The following is a 17,361-nucleotide window of genomic DNA, read 5'->3' on the forward strand; positions in this document are numbered from 1 at the left end:
AGCGTGATCGCCATGCTGACGATCGCGCACCTCAGTGACATCCACCTCGGCCAGGTCCACCGTCGGGACGGCGGCGAGCGCGCCCGGCGGCGGGCCGAGCAGGTGATGGCGTACCTCGACGCCCTGCCCGGCCCGCTGGACGCGGTCCTGGTCACCGGCGACCTCGCCGACCACGGCTCGCCCGAGGAGTACCGCCAGGTCGCCGAGGTGCTGGAGTCCCGGTACCCGGTGCTCACCTGCCCCGGCAACCACGACGTCCGGGAGCCGTACCGGGAGGTGCTGCTCGGCGAGGCGCCGTCGACGGACCCGGTCAACCGGCTGCACCGGCTGCCCGGCGTCGACGTGCTGATGCTCGACTCCTCGATACCCGGGCAGCACGACGGCCTGCTGGCGGACGCCACCCTCGACTGGCTGGAGGCCCAACTCGCCTCCGGCCGCGAGGAGTCGCCGGCCCTGGTGGCCTTCCACCACCCGCCGGTCGAGCTGTACATCCCGAGCGTCGACCGGATCCGCCAGTTCGGCGAGGCCCGGCTGGCGGAGGTGCTGCGCCGGCACCCCCGGGTGACCGCGCTGCTCTGCGGCCACTCCCACACGCCCGCCGCGTCCACCTTCGCGGGACTGCCGGTACTGGTCGCCCCCGGGGTGGTCTCCACCACCACGCTGCCCTGCGAGGGCGGGAGCGGCATCACCTTCGACCACCCGCCGATGCTCGCCTTCCACGTCCTGGACGACGACGGCCGGCTCACCACCCACTACCGGATCGTCGTCTGACGGCCCGCCGGCGGTCGCCCGGTCACCCGGTCGGCAGCTGCGGCGGCGGCTGGGACCCCCGGTACGGCGGTGGGCCGGGCCGCCCGGCCTGCTGCGGCGGGTGCGCGGCCTGCGACGGCTGCGGCGACCGGTAGGACTGCTGCGGCGCGCCGCCCGGCCGGGGGAACGGGCGGGGCGCCAGCGGCTCGGGGGCGACCCGGCTGCCCGCCATCGGGTGCGCGGAGTTCGGCCCGCGCATCCGCTGGGCGGCGACCTGGCGGGAGATCAGGATCTCCAGCAGGCACCACATCGTGCCGAACACCCCCAGCCCCATCGCCATCAGCGCGGGTGTCATCAGCCAACTGCCCGCGTACGAGGCCAGGGTCGCGACGACCACGCCCACCAGCGTGAAGGAGAGGCAGAGCACCGCCCGGACTGCGGCGGAGCGCACCTCGTCGGGCAGGCGGCGGCGACGGCGTGGCGCGGACATCGGGCGACCCCCAGGCGCGGATCCGGTGCTGGAACGGGGAACGGGCGCACACGAATTGCGCCCCCTTCACCTCACTCTGCCCCCGCCGAACCCGGACCATGCGTCCGAATCCACCGAACTGCCGTCAAACCGTGCCATCCGGGCAGGCGGCGGCGGGAGCTCACCCCAACTGCTGGTCGAGCTCCTCCAGAGCACCGGTGACGATCGTCCGCATCGCCCGCTCGGCGTGCGCGGCGTCGCCGCCGCAGATCGCGTCGGCGACCTCCCGGTGCAGCCTGATCGCGTACGGCTCGGGCTGATGGGGCATCAGATGGTACTCGGTCCGGCCGGTGAGCACCGCCCCGACGGTGTCGCCGAGGTGGGCGAACATCTCGTTCCCGGAGGCGCGCAGGACGAGGGCGTGGAAGGCGATGTCGTACCCGAGGAAGGTGGTGAGGTCGGCCTCCCGGGCGGCGACCGTCAACTCCACCGCCAGCGAGCTGAGTTCGCGCCGGTCGTCGTCGCTGGCGTGGCTCGCGGCGAGCGCGGCCGCGGCCGGTTCGACGGCCACCCGCAGGGAGCCGAGCGAGCGCAGCTGGGCGGGCCGGTCGGCGCCGGCCAGTCGCCAGCGGATCACCATGGGGTCGAAGACGTCCCAGAGCGACTTCGGCTGGACGGTGATCCCGACCCGCCGCCGGGACGCCACCAGGCGCATCCCCTCGAGGACGCGCACCGCCTCCCGGACGACCGTCCGGGACACCCCGAACCGCTCCTCCAGGTCCTCCCCGCGCAGCACCGCGCCCTCGGGGATCTCCCCGGACGCGATCGCCGGCCCGAGCTCGGCAAGCACCCGGCCGGGCAGCCCCTGGATCTCCATCCGCCCAGGGTAGTCGGCCGCCCCCGTGCGGTGCGCATCGCCCTGCGACCTACCCCACACCCCAAAAGTATGACGATTTGGTTTCCGGTACTTGAATACGTCATATCTTTGAAGCGATAGTGGCGGCCTGCAACGAAGGAGCACCACCGATGGCTCTCAACGTCGAGAACCGCGCCCTCCCGGGCACCCCCCTCACCGTCGTGGTGATGGGCGTCTCCGGTGTCGGCAAGACCACCCTGGCCCGTCTCCTGGCCGACCGCCTCGATCTCCCCTTCGCCGAGGCGGACGAGTTCCACCCGCCGGCCAACATCGCCAAGATGTCCGCCGGCACCCCGCTCGACGACCAGGACCGGGAACCCTGGCTGCGCGCCATCGGCGCCTGGCTCAAGGAGCGCACCGAGTCCGGTGCCGGCGGCGTGGTCACCTGCTCGGCGTTGAAGCACGGCTACCGCGACATCCTGCGCGCGGCCGCCCCGGACGCCTTCTTCCTGCACCTCAGCGGCGGTCACGAGCTGGTCGAGGACCGGCTCTCCCACCGCACCGGCCACTTCATGCCGTCGTCGCTGCTCGGATCCCAGTACGCCACCCTGGAGCCCCTGGGTGCGGACGAGCGCGGCGCCGTCCTGGACGTGGGCCCGTCCCCCGAAGAACTCGTCGAGATGGCCGTGGCGCTGCTGCGGCCCGTCAATGGAGACCTCGCGTGAGTATTGCCCCCACCCTCGCTCCGACCCTCCTGGCGGCCGCCCCACCGGCCCTGCCGCACACCGGCAGCGACTCCCAGCTGCTGATCGCGGTGCTGCTCAGCATCGGCGCGATCGTCCTGCTGATCACCAAGCTCAAGCTGCACCCGTTTCTCGCCCTCACACTCGGCTCCGGCCTGCTGGCCGCCGTCGCGGGCGCCCCCTTCGACAAGCTGCTGAGCAGCTTCTCCACGGGCTTCGGATCCACCGTGGCCAGCGTCGGCCTGCTGATCGGCCTGGGCGCGATGCTCGGCAAGCTGCTCGCGGACTCGGGCGGCGCCAACATCATCGCGGACACCGTGCTGTCCCGGACCGGCAACAAGGCGCTGCCCTGGGCGATGGCGCTGATCGCCGCCGTGCTCGGCCTGCCGCTGTTCTTCGAGGTCGGCGTCGTCCTGCTGATCCCGATCGTGCTGCTGGTCGCCCGCCGCGGCAACGTGCCGCTGATGCGGGTCGGCATCCCGGCCCTGGCCGGCCTGTCGGTGCTGCACGGCCTGGTGCCCCCGCACCCGGGCCCGCTGGTCGCCGTCGACGCGCTCAAGGCCGACCTCGGCATCACGCTGGCGCTCGGCCTGCTGATCGCCGTCCCGACCCTGATCATCGCCGGCCCGCTGTTCGCCCGGGTCGCCGAGCGCTGGGTGGGCCCGCTGGAGATCCCGGCCGCCACGGCCCCCGAGGAGACCGCCAAGGGCGAGCGCACCCCGTCGTTCGGCGCGGTGATGGCGACCATCCTGCTGCCCGTCGTGCTGATGCTCGGCAAGGCCCTGGCCGACGTGGTGATCGACGACCCGAAGGCGGTCGGCCAGCGGGTCTTCGACTTCATCGGCTCCCCGCTGATCGCCCTGCTCGCCGCGACCCTGCTCGCCATGCTGACCCTCGGCAGGGCGGCCGGCTTCGACAAGGCCCGGATCTCCGACACCGTCGGCAAGTCGCTCGGCCCGATCGCCGGCATCGTGTTCATCGTCGGCGCCGGCGGCGGCTTCAAGCAGACCCTGATCGACGTGGGCGTGGGCAACGCGGTGAGCGAGTGGTCCGGCAAGTGGCACATCTCCGCGCTGCTGCTGGGCTGGCTGATCGCCGTACTGATCCGCCTGGCCACCGGCTCGGCGACGGTCGCCACCATCACCGCGGCCGGCATCGTGTCCCCGCTCGCCGCGAACATGTCCTCGACCCACGCGGCCCTGCTGGTGCTCGCGATCGGAGCCGGCTCGCTGTTCCTGTCGCACGTCAACGACGCCGGCTTCTGGCTGGTGAAGGAGTACTTCGGGATGAGCGTCGGGCAGACGCTCAAGTCCTGGTCGGTGATGGAGACGGTGATCTCGGTGGTCGCGATCGCCCTGATCATGCCGCTGAGCCTGATCGTCTAGCGCCCGGCGCACCTTCGTCCGCAGGGGCGGCACCCGTACCGTACGGGCGCCGCCCCTGCGGCGTCGCCACCACCGCTACGTCCACCGTGCACGCCCGCCACCCGCGCGCGATCGACCGCGCCCTGCGGCCTCCGGCACGTGGTCAAGGCGGGCGCCGTGGTGTGGAAAAGTCGGCGGGCGTCCGGGGACCCCGAACGCCCGCCCACTGCAAAGCAGTTGCTTACTTACTTGTTCCCGCGCTTCGCGAGGCTGTGCCTACTTGTTCCCACGCTTCGCGAGGAAGGCCTCGACCTCGTCCCGGATCTCCGGGGTGTCCAGCCCGCGCACCGTCATGGTGGTGCGGCGGCGCAGCACGTCGTCCGCGGTGTACGCCCACTCGTTCTCGGCCGCGTAGGCGACCTGCGCCCAGACGTCCGGGCCGTCCTCGTGGATCGGACGGCCGAGCTCCGGGTTCTCGTCGATCATGCGGGCGATGTCGAAGGACAGGGTGCCGTAGTGGCTGGCCAGGTGCTTGGCGACCAGCGGCTCCATCCGCGAGCCCGGCTCGCGGTCGATCAGCAGGCGGTGCGCGACGGCGTTCGGCGCGCCGACGCCCGGCAGCGGGACGGTCGGGGCGATCGGGGACATGTCCTCGGCGAGGCCGGTGCCGGGCACGTGGGCCAGCTTCTCCAGCACCGCGCGGCCGATGTGCCGGTAGGTGGTCCACTTGCCGCCGGAGACCGACAGCATGCCGCCGCGGCCCTCGGTGACGACGGTCTCGCGCTTGGCGGCGGCGGTGTCACCCGGGCCGCCGGGCAGCACGCGCAGGCCGGCGAAGGAGTAGGTGATCAGGTCGCGGTCGAGGTGCTCGTCGCGGATCGCGTGCGCGGCCTCGCCCATGATCTGGTCGATGTCCGCGTCGGTGGCCCGGACGTCCTTCGGGTCGCCGGTGTACTCCTCGTCGGTGGTGCCGAGGAGGACGTGGTCCTCCCACGGGATGGCGAAGGAGACGCGGTACTTGTCGATCGGGATGGTCAGCGCGGCGCGCCACGGCGAGCGGCGCTTGACGACGACGTGGGCGCCCTTGGAGAGGCGGATCGACGGCGCGGCGCCGGCGTCCTCCATGGTGCGCAGGTGGTCGACCCACGGGCCGGTGGCGTTGAGCACCAGGCGGGCGTTCACGCCGAACTCGCTGCCGTCCAGGCGGTCGCGCAGCTCGGCGCCGGTGACCCGGCCGCCGGTGAAGCGCAGGCCGGTGACCTCGGCGTGGTTGAGCACCACGGCGCCGGCGTCGACGGCGGCGCGCACGGTCATCACCGCGACGCGCGAGTCGTTCATCTGGTGGTCGCCGTACACGGCCACCGAGCGCAGGCCCTCGGTGCGCAGCGCGGGCACCTGCTGGGCGGCGTGCGCGGCGGTGGAGACCCGGCCCATGCCGTCGCGGAAGGCGGACAGCGCCGAGTACAGGAACACGCCGGCGCCGAGCTTGGCGGCGCCGTGCGGGCCGCCCTTGTAGACCGGCACGAAGAAGGTCAGCGGGTTGACCAGGTGCGGGGCCACGTCGGTGGAGAGCGCGCGGCGCTCCTTGTGGTTCTCGGCGACCAGCTTGACCGCGCCGGTCTGCAGGTAGCGCAGACCGCCGTGGACGAGCTTGGAGGAGGCGCTGGAGGTGGCGCCGGCGAAGTCGCCGGCGTCGACCATGGCGACCTTCAGGCCGGCCTGGGACGCGGTCCAGGCGACGGCCGTGCCGAGGATGCCGCCCCCGATCACCAGCAGGTCGTAGGTGGCCTTGCCGAGCAGCTCACGGGTCTCGGCGCGGGAAGCGGTGCGGCCGGCGGTGCGCTCGGCGCCCAGGGTCGGGATGGTTGCCATGGTGGTTGTGTACGGCGCGCTGTTCCGGCTGCGCCGTTACTCCTCTCGGGTGCGGTGCGGCCCCTGCTGGAGAGGCCGGTCGGCCCGGTGCGGCGGGCCGGTGAAACACGGTTGCGCCCGGTGCCGGAACAGCGGGCGGCCGGCCGGGGCACGGGGCCCCGACCGGCGGGTCGGTCAGTTGGTCTCTTCCTCCTCCACCCAGCCCATGGTGCGCTCCACGGCCTTGAGCCACTTCTTGTACTCGCGCTCCCGGGTGTCCTCGTCCATGCGCGGGGTCCACTCGGCGGCGCGGTGCCAGTTGGCCCGCAGGGTGTCGAGGTCGTTCCAGAAGCCGACGGCGAGACCGGCCGCGTAGGCGGCGCCGAGGGCGGTGGTCTCGGCCACGTACGGGCGCTCGACCGGGGCGTCCAGGACGTCGGCGATGTTCTGCATGAGCAGGTTGTTGCTGGTCATGCCGCCGTCGACCTTGAGGGCGGTGAGCTCGACCCCGGAGTCCTTCTGCATGGCGTCGACGACCTCGCGGGTCTGCCAGGCGGTGGCCTCCAGGACGGCCCGGGCCAGGTGGCCCTTGGTGACGTACCGGGTCAGACCGGCGATCACACCGCGGGCGTCGGAGCGCCAGTACGGGGCGAACAGGCCGGAGAAGGCCGGGACGAAGTAGGCGCCGCCGTTGTCCTCGACGGTGCTGGCGAGGGTCTCGATCTCGGCGGCGGTGGAGATGATGCCGAGCTGGTCGCGCAGCCACTGGACGAGCGAGCCGGTGACGGCGATCGAGCCCTCCAGCGCGTAGACCGGGGCCTGGTCGCCGATCCGGTAGCCGACCGTGGTCAGCAGGCCGTGGTACGAGTTGACGATCTTCTCGCCGGTGTTCAGCAGCAGGAAGGTGCCGGTGCCGTAGGTCGACTTGGCCTCGCCCTCGTTGAAGCAGGTCTGGCCGAACAGCGCGGCCTGCTGGTCGCCGAGCGCGGAGGCGACCGGGACGCCGGCCAGGTCGCCGACGGCCTCGCCGTAGACCTCGGCGGAGGAGCGGATCTCCGGGAGGACGGCCATCGGCACGCCCATCGACTCGGCGATGCTCTCGTCCCAGGCGAGGGTCTTGAGGTTCATCAGCATGGTGCGGCTGGCGTTGGTGACGTCGGTGACGTGCTTGCCGCCGTCGACACCACCGGTGAGGTTCCAGATCACCCAGGTGTCCATGGTGCCGAACAGGATGTCGCCGGCCTCGGCGCGCTCGCGCAGGCCCTCGACGTTGTCCAGCAGCCAGCGGATCTTCGGGCCGGCGAAGTAGCTGGCCAGCGGGAGGCCGGTCTCGCGGCGGAAGCGGTCCTGGCCGACGTTGCGGCCCAGCTCGCGGCAGAGGCCCTCGGTGCGGGTGTCCTGCCACACCAGCGCGTTGTGCACCGGCTCGCCGGTGTTCTTGTCCCACAGGACGGTGGTCTCGCGCTGGTTGGTGATGCCGATCGCGCGGATGTCGTCCTTGGTCAGGCCGGCCTTCTCCAGCGCGCCGCGGACGACCGACTGCACCCGGGTCCAGATCTCGGCGGCGTCGTGCTCGACGTAGCCGGGCTGGGGGAAGATCTGCCGGTGCTCCTGCTGGTCGACGGCGACGATCCGGCCGTCGGCGCCGAAGATGATGCAGCGGCTGGAGGTGGTGCCCTGGTCGATCGCGGCGATGTAGTTGCCAGTGGAGGTCATGTGGAGGGTCCTCGGCTCAAGTTCGGGGGTTACGGGGTGGGTGGGCCTGACACGGACGTTCGTTACCCGTACGTCCGGTCAGTCCCCGTGCTCGGCGGTTTCCAACCGGGCCTTTAGAACAGGGCGTTGTACACGCCGCCGGCCGCGAGGCCGCCCAGGATCGGGCCGACGACCGGGATCCAGGCGTACGACCAGTCCGAGCCGCCCTTGTTCGGGATCGGCAGGAAGGTGTGGGCGATGCGCGGGCCGAGGTCACGGGCCGGGTTGATCGCGTAGCCGGTCGGGCCACCGAGGGAGAGGCCGATGCCGACGACGGTGAGGGCGACGATCAGGGTGCCCATGCCGCTGTCGCCCAGGCCCTTGGTGGTGCCGAGGGTGAGGATCGCCATGCAGAGCACGAAGGTGCCGATGACCTCGGTGATCACGTTCTGGAGCGGGTTCCGGATCTCGGGCCCGGTCGAGAAGATGCCGAGGGTGGGCTCCTTGTTGGCCTGGAACTGGCCGAGGTAGGCGAGCCAGACCATGACGGCGCCGATGATCGCGCCGAGCAGCTGGGAGCCGATGTACAGCGGCACCTGGCTCCACTCGCCGGTCTTGACGGCGATGGCGATGGTGACGGCCGGGTTGAGGTGGGCGCCGGACTTGGCCCCGGTCATGTAGGCGGCGATGAGGACCGCGAAGCCCCAGCCGAAGGTGATCGCCAGCCAGCCGGCGTTGAAGGCCTTCGACTTCTTGAGGGTCACGGCGGCGCAGACGCCGCCGCCGAGGAGTATCAGGGCGGCGGTGCCGAGGGTTTCGCCGACGAAGACGTCGCCGTTGGAGATGGCGGACACAAAGACTCCCTTGTCATGGCCCGAAGCGTGGGTGGGGGCGGGTGGCCGGTCGATCCCTGTGCGGGTGAGCGCGCTGGGGGAGTGATCTTCCCGGCCATCGTTCGACAATGTCGACCGTCATGCGGAAGCTTCCTCCCCAGGTCGGCCCCGCGTCAAGGCGGGGTTACGCAGCTGTGACCCTTCCCTCGGAAGGTCCCCCGAAGTTACCCAGCGGAGCGCCCCGAAACGGGGCAAAACGCCAAGGCGCGGACAGGCTCACCGCCCGTCCGCGCCTCAGCGTGACGAATCGACCGCGTTGCTCAGAACCGCCCGGCGCCCAGGTCGCGGGAGATCGCCCGCGCCGCGCTGCGCACCGAGGCCACCAGCGAGGGCTTCACGAAGCCGTCCTCGCAGACCCGCTCCACCGGCCCGTTGATGCACACCGCGCCCACCGGATTGCGCCGCCGGTCCTGGATCAGCGCCGCGATCGAGGCCACGCCCTCCCAGGTCTCCTCGATCGAGTCCGCCCAGCCGCGCTCGCGGATCAGCGCGCACTCGGCGTCCAGGTCGCTCGCCTCGGTCAGCGTCCGCACGGTGTACGGCTCGTACGGCCCGTCGCCCAACTCCCCGCGCGCGACCGGGTCGTAGGCCACCAGGACCTTGCCGATCGCGGTGCTGTGCAGCGGCTGCATCGAGCCGACCTCCAGCACTTGCCGGGTGTCGTCGGGCCGGAACACGTGGTGCACGATCAGCACCCCCTGCTGGTGCAGCACCCCCAGGTAGACGGTCTCCCCGGCCGCCCGGGCCAGGTCGTCCGCCCACACCAGCGCCCGTGCCCGCAGCTCGTGCACGTCCAGGTAGCTCTGCCCCAGCCGCAGCAGCTCGGCGCCCAGCTGGTACTTGCCGCTCTCCGGGTCCTGCTCGACGAACCCCTCCTGCTGCAGCGTGCGCAGGATGCCGTGCGCGGTGCCCTTGGCGAGGTCCAGTGCCGTCGCGACCTCGGACAGCCCCAGGCGGCGCTCGCCGCCGGCCAGCAGGCGCATGATCGCGGCGGCCCGGGAGAGCGACTGGATCGGGCCGGGCATGGATACCTCCGGGCTGAGAGGCGGTCGACATTGTCGACCGCAGGGGTGACGGGACGAGTCTGCCAGGCCGCCGTCCGTCCGTGCACCTTCCCCCTCGGTAACCCGCACTCGGCCCGGTGTTAACCTTCCGCGCCCGGCCCGCCCGCTACCCTTCCACCCCGCTGAGCAGCCCGCGCCGCACCGACACCTCGGCCGCCAGCGCGGCGATCCCGTCGGCGCCGACCCGGCAGCAGCCGCCGACCAGCCGCGCGCCGTCCGCCAGCCAGCCGCCCACCCGCGCCGAGCGGAAGGTCGACTCCCCGCGCCAGTCCCGGTGGTCCGGGTCCCACTGCTCCCCGCTGTTGGGGTAGACCACCACCGGCTTCCCGGTCACCGCCGCGGCCACCGCCACCGCCAGGTCCGCGTCCCGCGGAGTGCAGCAGTTGACGCCCACCGCCAGCACCTCGTCCACCTCCGCCGCCAGCGCGAACGCCTCCTCCAGCGGCTGCCCGGCCCTGGTCCGGCCGTCCGCCACGCTGTACGACAACCAGGCCGGCACCCCCAGCCCGCGCACCAGCTCCAGCAGCGCCCGCGCCTCGTCCGCGTCCGGCACCGTCTCCAGCGCCAGCACGTCCGGCCGGGCCGCCGCCAGCACCTCCAGCCGCGGCCGGTGGAACGCCAGCAGCTCCGCGTGGTCCAGCCCGTACCGGCCCCGGTACTCCGAACCGTCCGCCAGCACCGCCCCGTACGGGCCGACCGAGGCCGCCACCCAGCGCCGCCGCCCGCCCGGCTCGGCCCGCGCCGCCTCCCGGGCCAGCTCCACGCTGCCGGCCAGCAGCCGGGCCGCCGCCGCGTGCCCCACCCCGCGCCGGGCGAAGCCCTCGAAGCTGGCCTGGTAGCTCGCCGTGATCGCGACGTCGGCCCCCGCCGCGAAGTACGCCCGGTGCGCCGCCACCACCGCGTCCGGGTCGTCCGCGAGCAGCCGCGCCGACCACAGCGCGTCCGACAGGTCGTGCCCGGCGGAGGCCAACTGGTTGGACATCCCGCCGTCCAGGACCAGCGGGCCGGCCGCCAGCGCCGTGGCGAAGTCCGGCGGGGGAGCAGTGGGCATCTCGGCCTCCTCGGGCACGGTCGTTCCTGGTCACAGCCTAGAAGCCGGAGCCCTCCGCCGACCGGGAAAACCGTTTGCCGCCGGGGAACGGAGTCGTTACGTTGTGCTCATCCCGAGAACGACAGCACCAGGTGCCCCAGGGGCGCGGAGAGGAGCCGGCGATGGCAGCGGACGACACGTCCCCCCAGCCCGCCGCCGGGCCCACGGCCGAGCAGGAGTGGCTCGCCGCGTACGACCCGCGCGCCTACGCCCCGATCGCCGTCACCGTCGACGTGGTGGCCCTGACGCTGCGCGGCGGCCGGCTGCACGTGCTGCTGGTCGAACGCGGCGCCCCGCCCTACCAGGGCTGCTGGGCGCTGCCCGGCGGCTTCCTGCGGGCGGGGGAGGAGGGCCTCGACGAGGCCGCCGCCCGCGAGCTCGCCGAGGAGACGGGCCTCCAGGGCGTCTCCGGGGCCGAGGCCGCGCTCTGCCGCCTGTACCTCGAACAGCTCGGCACCTACGGAGCCCCCGAGCGGGACCCACGGATGCACGTCGTCTCCGTCGCCTACCTGGCCTTCGCCCCGGACCTGCCCGACCCGCAGGCCGGCACGGACGCCGCGGCCGCCGCCTGGCACCCGGTGGCCGATCTCGACCCGGCCCCGCGGTCCCCGGACCGCGCCCCAGCCGCCGGTGTGCCCGCCGACACCCACGGGGGTGGCGTCGACGGGCACACCGGCCCCCCGCCGGCCGCACCGCACCCGATGCGGCTCGCCTTCGACCACGCCCGCATCCTGGCCGACGGCCTCGACCGGGTGCGCGCCAAGCTGGAGTACAGCCCGCTAGCCACCGCCTTCCTGCCCCACGACTTCACCATCCCCGACCTCCGCGCCGTCTACGAGGCCGTCTGGGACGAGAAGCTCCACCCCGGCAACTTCCACCGCAAGGTCCTCTCCGTCCCCGGCTTCGTCGAGAGCACCGGCACCACCACCGAGCGCGGCGGCGCCCGCGGCGGCCCCCGCGCCCGCACCTACCACGCCGGCGACGCCCAGCTGCTGCACCCCGCCCTGCTCCGCCCCGCCCGCGAGGACGGCCAGGGCCTCGGAGCAGCCACCACCGACCGGCCCCGCTGAGCCCCGGGCTACCATCCGCCCATGACCACCGACGAAGCGACCCGCACCACCCACCGGCCGTTCTCCCACTGCCACTTCTGCGGCACGCCGTACCCGCCCGGCACCGAGGCCTGGCCCCGCACCTGCCCCGGCTGCGCCGAGATCAGCTACCGCAACCCGCTGCCCGTCGCCGTCACCGTCCTGCCCGTCACCCGGCCCGACGCCGACCCGGCCCTGGTCGTCATCCGCCGCACCATCGAACCCGGTTACGGCGAACTCGCCTTCCCCGGCGGCTACATGGACTTCGGCGAGAGTTGGCAGCAGGCCTGCGTGCGCGAACTCGCCGAGGAGACCGGCATCCTGGCCGAGGCCGCCGACGTCCGCCTGATCCACACGGCCTCCGACCCCAACGGCCGCTTCGTCATGCTCTGCGGACTCCTCCCCGCCCGCCCGCTCGCCGAGCTACCGCCCTCCCTCCCCACCGACGAGACCGAGGGCTGGCTGCTCGCCACCGCCGACACCGCGCTGGTCTGGGACTTCCACAACGGCATCCTGCGCCGCTGGTTCGACGGCGAGTTCACGGCCCGCTGAGGGGCGCCGCAGCGCCCGGCCGACCCTGGCGCAGCGGCCGCTCGCATGGCATGGTCTGCACCGACAGCCCAACCGGACGGGTTGGCCACGAGCTCACCCGTCCCCACCACCGGCCGGGAGACCACCACCGTGAGCACCCCTTCCCAGGACCAGCCGCTCTGGCGCCCCAACCCCGCTCGCGCCGCCGCCACCAGCCTGGTCGCCTTCCAGGCCTGGGCCGCCGAACACCACGGAGCCCCGGCCGCCCCGCTCGCCCCGGCCGCCGACGACCAGCAGGCCGCCCAGCGCTACGCGGACCTGCACGCCTGGTCCACCGCCGACCTGGACCGCTTCTGGACGGCGGTCACCCAGTGGTTCGACGTCCGCTTCACCGAGGCCCCCGAGGCCGTCCTCGCCGACCCGGCCATGCCCGGCGCCCGCTGGTTCCCCGGCGCCCGCCTCAACTACGCCGAGCACGCCCTGCGCGCCGCCGAGGACCCCGCCAACGCCGACCGCCCGGCCATCCTCCACCTGGACGAGACCACCGAGCAGCCGGCCGCCCTCAGCTGGTCCGAGCTGCGCCGCCAGGTCGGCTCGCTGGCCGCCGCCCTGCGCGCCCGCGGCGTCCGCCCCGGCGACCGGGTCAGCGCCTACCTGCCCAACATCCCGCAGGCCGCCGTCGCGCTGCTCGCCACCGCCGCGGTCGGCGCGATCTGGACCAGCTGCGCCCCCGACTTCGGCGCCCGCAGCGTCCTCGACCGCCTCCAGCAGATCGAACCCGCGGTCCTCTTCGCCGTCGACGGCTACCACTACGGCGGCAAGGACCACGACCGCACCGAGGTCGTCGCCGAGCTGCGCCGCGAACTCCCCAGCCTGCACACCGTGGTGCACGTACCGCTGCTCGGCGCCCCGGCCCCCGAGGGCGCCCTCCAGTGGGACGACCTGGTCGCCGACGACGTGGCGCCGGTGTTCGAGCCGGTCCCCTTCGACCACCCGCTCTGGGTCCTCTACTCCTCCGGCACCACCGGCCTGCCCAAGGCCATCGTCCAGAGCCAGGGCGGCATCCTGCTCGAACACCTCAAGCAGGCCGGCCTCCACCTCGACCTCGGCCCCCAGGACCGCTTCCTCTGGTACACCTCCACCGGCTGGATGATGTGGAACTTCCTGCTGGCCGGCCTCCTGGTCGGGGCCACGATCGTCACCTACGACGGCAGCCCCGGCCACCCCGACACCGGCGCCCTGTGGTCCGTCGCCGCCCGCACCCGCGCCACCGTCCTCGGCACCTCCGCCGCATACGTCATCGCCAGCCGCAAGGCCGAGCTCCACCCCGGCCGCGAACTCGACCTCTCCGCCGTCCGCTGCATCGGCACCACCGGCTCCCCGCTCCCGCCGGACGGCTTCCGCTGGATCTACGACGAGGTCAAGCAGGACGTCTGGCTCGCCTCGGTCAGCGGCGGCACCGACGTCTGCTCCTGCTTCGTCGGCGGCGTCCCCACCCTGCCGGTGCACCTCGGCGAGATCCAGGCCCCCTGCCTGGGCGCCGCCGTCGAGTCCTGGGACGTCCAGGGCCACCCGCACACCGACACCGTCGGCGAACTCGTCGTCACCAAGCCGATCCCGTCGATGCCCACCGGCTTCTGGAACGACCCCGAGGGCACCCGCTACCACGACAGCTACTTCGACACCTACCCCGGCATCTGGCGCCACGGCGACTGGATCACCGTCACCTCCCGGGGCACCGTCGTCATCCACGGCCGCTCCGACTCCACCCTCAACCGCCAGGGCGTCCGGATGGGCTCCTCGGACATCTACGAGGTGGTCGAGCGCCTCCCCGAGATCGCCGAGTCCCTGGTCATCGGCCTGGAGGAGCCCGACGGCGGCTACTGGATGCCGCTGTTCGTCGTCCTCGCCCCCGGCGCCGAACTCGACGACGACCTCATCGGCCGCATCCGCAGCTCGCTGCGCACCGAGCTCTCCCCGCGCCACGTCCCCGACGAGGTGATCGCCGTCCGCGGCTTGCCGCACACGCTGACCGGCAAGCGCATCGAGGTCCCGGTCAAGCGGATCCTCTCCGGCACCCCGCTAGAGCAGGCCGTCAACCCCGGTTCGGTCGACAACCTCGACCACCTGCGCTTCTTCGAGCAGCTCCGGGTCGACCGCCAGGCCTGATCGCCGGACCCGACCGATCCGGGAAACGCCGAAGGGGCGCCCCCACCGCACTGGTGGGAGCGCCCCTTCGGCGTTTCCGGTTCCTACTCGCCGGAGAGCACCTGCTGCGCGGCGGCCCGCGCCTCCTCGGCGCTGTCCGCGGCCCGAGCCGCCTCGGCGGCCCGGCGGCACTGCGCCAGCGTGTACTTCGCCAGCGTGCTCCGCACGTAGGGGATCGAGGCCGAGCCCATGGAGAGGCTGGTGACACCCAGACCGGTCAGCACCACGGCCAGCAGCGGGTCGGACGCGGCCTCACCGCAGACGCCGCAGCTCTTGCCGGTCGCCTGCGCGGCCTCGGCGGCCGCGGCGACCAGGTCCAGCAGCGCCGGCTGCCACGGGTCCTGCAGCCGGGCCAGCGCACCGACCTGACGGTCGGCGGCGAAGGTGTACTGGGCCAGGTCGTTGGTCCCCAGGGACAGGAACTCGACCTCCTGGAGGATCGACCGGGCCCGCAGCGCGGCCGACGGGATCTCCACCATCGCACCGAACTTGGCGTCCAGCCCGGCCTCGCGGCACGCGGCGGCGAAGTCCGCGGCGTCCTTGCGGTCGGCCACCATCGGGGCCATCACCTCGAGGTGCACCGGCAGGCCCGCGGCCGCCGTGGCCAGCGCCCGCAGCTGGGTGCGCAGCACCTCCGGGTGCTCCAGCAGGGTACGCAGACCACGTACGCCCAGCGCCGGGTTCGGCTCGTCGGCCGGGGTCAGGAAGTCCAGCGGCTTGTCCGCGCCCGCGTCCAGCACCCGGACCACGACCCGGCCCTCCGGGAAGGCCTCCAGCACCTTGCGGTACGCCTCGACCTGCTTCTCCTCGCTGGGAGCCTTCGCCGAGTCGTCCAGGAACAGGAACTCGGTACGGAACAGGCCGACGCCCTCCGCACCGTTCTCCAGCGCGGCCGGCACGTCCGCCGGGCCGCCCACGTTGGCCAGCAGCGGCACCCGGTGCCCGTCCGAGGTCTGCCCCGGGCCGGAGGAGGCGGCCAGCGCGGCCTTGCGTTCGGCGGCGACCGCCCGCAGCTCGTCCTGCTTCTCCTGCGAAGGGTCCAGCAGCACGTCGCCCGAGCTGCCGTCCACCGCGACGACGGTGCCCTCGGCGACGTCCGTCGCCCCCGACAGCGCGACCACGGCCGGCACGCCCATGGCCCGCGCCAGGATGGCGCTGTGGCTGGTCGGCCCGCCCTCCTCGGTCACGAAGCCGAGCACCAGCGTCGGGTCCAGCAGAGCGGTGTCGGCCGGCGCCAGGTCCCGCGCGAACAGCACATACGGCTCGTCGCTGTCCGGCACGCCCGGCATCGGCACGCCCAGCAGGCGCGCCACGATGCGGTTGCGCACGTCGTCCAGGTCGGCGACGCGCCCGGCCAGGTAGTCCCCGGCGGAGGCCAGCAGCGCCCGGTAGGCCGCGAAGGCGTCGTACACGCCACGCTCGGCACTGCTGCCGACGGCGATCCGGCGGGACACGTCGGCCATCAGCTCCGGGTCCTGCGCCATCAGCGCCTGGGCCTCCAGCACGGCCTGCGCCTCGCCGCCCGCCAGGTTGCCGCGCGCGATCAGGTCGGCCGCGACCGCCTCGACGGCCGCCTGGGCGCGAGCCTGCTCGCGCGGGGCTTCCTCGGTCGGGATCTGGGTGGCCGGGGGCTCCAGGACCGCCGTGCCCATGTGCCGCACCTGGCCGATCGCGACCCCGTGGCTGACACCCACGCCGCGCAGTGTCTTCTCCATGTACCTGTTCTCCGCTGAGAGGAGCGGCCCCGCCGGGAACCGCTGAGTGCCGGGTCGCCCCGTCAACTCCTGCGGGGCGGGTGTGTGTCAGTGGTTGAGGGGTCAGCTCCAGCTGAACAGCTGGTCGTCCGCCTGGACCTCGCCGGACTCGACCAGGCCGCCCAGGGAGTCGGGGGCGGCCTCCAGCGCCACGATCGGCGAGATCGGCGACTTGCCGGCGGCCTCGACCGCGGCCGGGTCCCACCGGATCACGGCCTGACCACGGGTCACCGTGTCGCCCTTGTTGACGAGCAGCTCGAAGCCCTCGCCGTTCAGCTGCACCGTGTCGATCCCGAGGTGGGTCAGCACACCGTGCCCGTCCGCGTCCACCACCACGAAGGCGTGCGGGTGCATGGAGACCACGACGCCGTCCACCGGAGCGACCGCCTCGGTGGGCTCGCGAACCGGGTCGATCGCGGTGCCCGGACCGACCATCGCGCCCGCGAACACCGGGTCGGGCACGTTGGCCAGCCCGACAGCCCGGCCGGTCAGCGGCGACGTCACAATGGTCATGGTTGTGCCTCCCAAGTGCGCAATACAGCGAGCGGCCGCGAGGTGCGGCACACGATCAACCGAAGCCTAAATCATGTCAACTTCGGACATCTGTCGACATTCCCGGGCGAAGACCCACGCCCCCGCCCGTCTACCGACCGGCGTCACATCGACTCGCGACTGGTCTAGTCCTCTTGGTCGATGCGCCGCACTCTACAGGCATCTTGGCGAATCAGGACCATTGCTGTATATGCTCGCGAGAGCAACAAATCATGCCGCCGTCCGGGCGACCCACGGCGAGCCCCGATTCGCGCTCCGCCAACCGACCCGCTAAGGTTGGTCGAGTCGCCGCAACTCGGCGGTTAACACCAGATTTCAGATGCGAAAAGCCCCGGTAAACGGAGCGGAAAACATCTGGTAAGCTGGAAACACGAAAGAACGAAGCGCCCGGAGGGCCCGCTGGAAGGCGGTCCGAAGGAAGCGTCCGTTCCTTGAGAACTCAACAGCGTGCCA

Annotated in this window: 15 protein-coding genes; 6 read left to right on the forward strand and 9 right to left on the reverse strand. The window is 73.0% G+C overall.

The features are described from left to right. The first annotated feature begins 12 nt into the window (after positions 1-12). Positions 13-771, forward strand: coding sequence for a phosphodiesterase (locus ACZ58X_RS34990; RefSeq protein ID WP_470337600.1), 759 nt, complete (start codon positions 13-15; stop codon positions 769-771). A 22-nt stretch (positions 772-793) separates the two neighbouring features. Here ACZ58X_RS34990 and ACZ58X_RS34995 read toward each other — a convergent pair whose 3' ends face one another. Both ACZ58X_RS34995 and ACZ58X_RS35000 read right to left on the reverse strand, forming a co-directional pair. Beyond that, entirely contained in the window at positions 794-1,240 is a 447-nt protein-coding gene (locus ACZ58X_RS34995) for a hypothetical protein (RefSeq protein WP_470337601.1), read from the reverse strand. A 160-nt stretch (positions 1,241-1,400) separates the two neighbouring features. Next, positions 1,401-2,096, reverse strand: a complete 696-nt coding sequence (locus tag ACZ58X_RS35000; protein ID WP_470337602.1) for a FadR/GntR family transcriptional regulator — start codon at positions 2,094-2,096, stop codon at positions 1,401-1,403. A 149-nt stretch (positions 2,097-2,245) separates the two neighbouring features. On the opposite strand from ACZ58X_RS35000, the gene ACZ58X_RS35005 reads away from it, so the two are divergent. Continuing rightward, complete coding sequence (locus ACZ58X_RS35005; RefSeq protein ID WP_470337603.1) at positions 2,246-2,800, forward strand: gluconokinase; 555 nt, start codon at positions 2,246-2,248, stop codon at positions 2,798-2,800. Next, positions 2,797-4,203, forward strand: a complete 1,407-nt coding sequence (locus ACZ58X_RS35010; protein WP_470337604.1) for a GntT/GntP/DsdX family permease — start codon at positions 2,797-2,799, stop codon at positions 4,201-4,203. Before ACZ58X_RS35005 ends, ACZ58X_RS35010 begins: the two co-directional genes overlap by 4 nt. 255 nt (positions 4,204-4,458) lie before the next feature. Here ACZ58X_RS35010 and ACZ58X_RS35015 read toward each other — a convergent pair whose 3' ends face one another. The 5 genes from ACZ58X_RS35015 to mmuM all read right to left on the reverse strand — a co-directional run bounded on the left by ACZ58X_RS35015 (position 4,459) and on the right by mmuM (position 10,736). After that, positions 4,459-6,054 (reverse strand): glycerol-3-phosphate dehydrogenase/oxidase, encoded by a 1,596-nt coding sequence (locus ACZ58X_RS35015; protein ID WP_470337605.1) that lies wholly within the window; start codon positions 6,052-6,054, stop codon positions 4,459-4,461. A gap of 174 nt (positions 6,055-6,228) precedes the next feature. Then, entirely contained in the window at positions 6,229-7,749 is a 1,521-nt protein-coding gene (glpK, locus tag ACZ58X_RS35020) for a glycerol kinase GlpK (protein WP_470337606.1), read from the reverse strand. 113 nt (positions 7,750-7,862) lie between these two features. Then, positions 7,863-8,573, reverse strand: coding sequence for an MIP/aquaporin family protein (locus ACZ58X_RS35025; RefSeq protein WP_375892419.1), 711 nt, complete (start codon positions 8,571-8,573; stop codon positions 7,863-7,865). Between the two features lie 308 nt (positions 8,574-8,881). Next, on the reverse strand, positions 8,882-9,646 hold the full coding sequence (locus ACZ58X_RS35030) for an IclR family transcriptional regulator (protein WP_470337607.1): 765 nt from the start codon (positions 9,644-9,646) through the stop codon (positions 8,882-8,884). Between the two features lie 145 nt (positions 9,647-9,791). After that, the gene (gene mmuM, locus ACZ58X_RS35035; protein ID WP_470337608.1) at positions 9,792-10,736 is read right to left on the reverse strand and encodes a homocysteine S-methyltransferase; all 945 of its coding nucleotides are present in this window, start codon (positions 10,734-10,736) and stop codon (positions 9,792-9,794) included. A 161-nt stretch (positions 10,737-10,897) separates the two neighbouring features. On the opposite strand from mmuM, the gene ACZ58X_RS35040 reads away from it, so the two are divergent. The 3 genes from ACZ58X_RS35040 to ACZ58X_RS35050 are packed head-to-tail and all read left to right on the forward strand — an operon-like array spanning position 10,898 to position 14,563. Next, on the forward strand, positions 10,898-11,845 hold the full coding sequence (locus ACZ58X_RS35040) for an NUDIX hydrolase (RefSeq protein ID WP_470337609.1): 948 nt from the start codon (positions 10,898-10,900) through the stop codon (positions 11,843-11,845). Positions 11,846-11,866: 21 nt separating this feature from the next. Next, positions 11,867-12,415 carry an NUDIX domain-containing protein gene (locus ACZ58X_RS35045; protein ID WP_470337610.1) on the forward strand — a complete coding sequence of 183 codons (549 nt, stop codon included), beginning with the start codon at positions 11,867-11,869 and terminating at the stop codon, positions 12,413-12,415. A 45-nt stretch (positions 12,416-12,460) separates the two neighbouring features. Next, the gene (locus ACZ58X_RS35050; protein ID WP_470337611.1) at positions 12,461-14,563 is read left to right on the forward strand and encodes an acetoacetate--CoA ligase; all 2,103 of its coding nucleotides are present in this window, start codon (positions 12,461-12,463) and stop codon (positions 14,561-14,563) included. Between the two features lie 83 nt (positions 14,564-14,646). Here the strand turns inward: ACZ58X_RS35050 and ptsP are convergent, their stop codons facing one another. Together ptsP and ACZ58X_RS35060 are read right to left on the reverse strand one after the other, a co-directional pair. After that, positions 14,647-16,317 (reverse strand): phosphoenolpyruvate--protein phosphotransferase, encoded by a 1,671-nt coding sequence (ptsP, locus tag ACZ58X_RS35055; RefSeq protein ID WP_470337612.1) that lies wholly within the window; start codon positions 16,315-16,317, stop codon positions 14,647-14,649. Positions 16,318-16,419: 102 nt separating this feature from the next. Next, complete coding sequence (locus tag ACZ58X_RS35060) at positions 16,420-16,869, reverse strand: PTS sugar transporter subunit IIA (protein ID WP_470337613.1); 450 nt, start codon at positions 16,867-16,869, stop codon at positions 16,420-16,422. Positions 16,870-17,361: the final 492 nt, after the last annotated feature.

The organism is Kitasatospora sp. NPDC040550, from assembly GCF_055594965.1.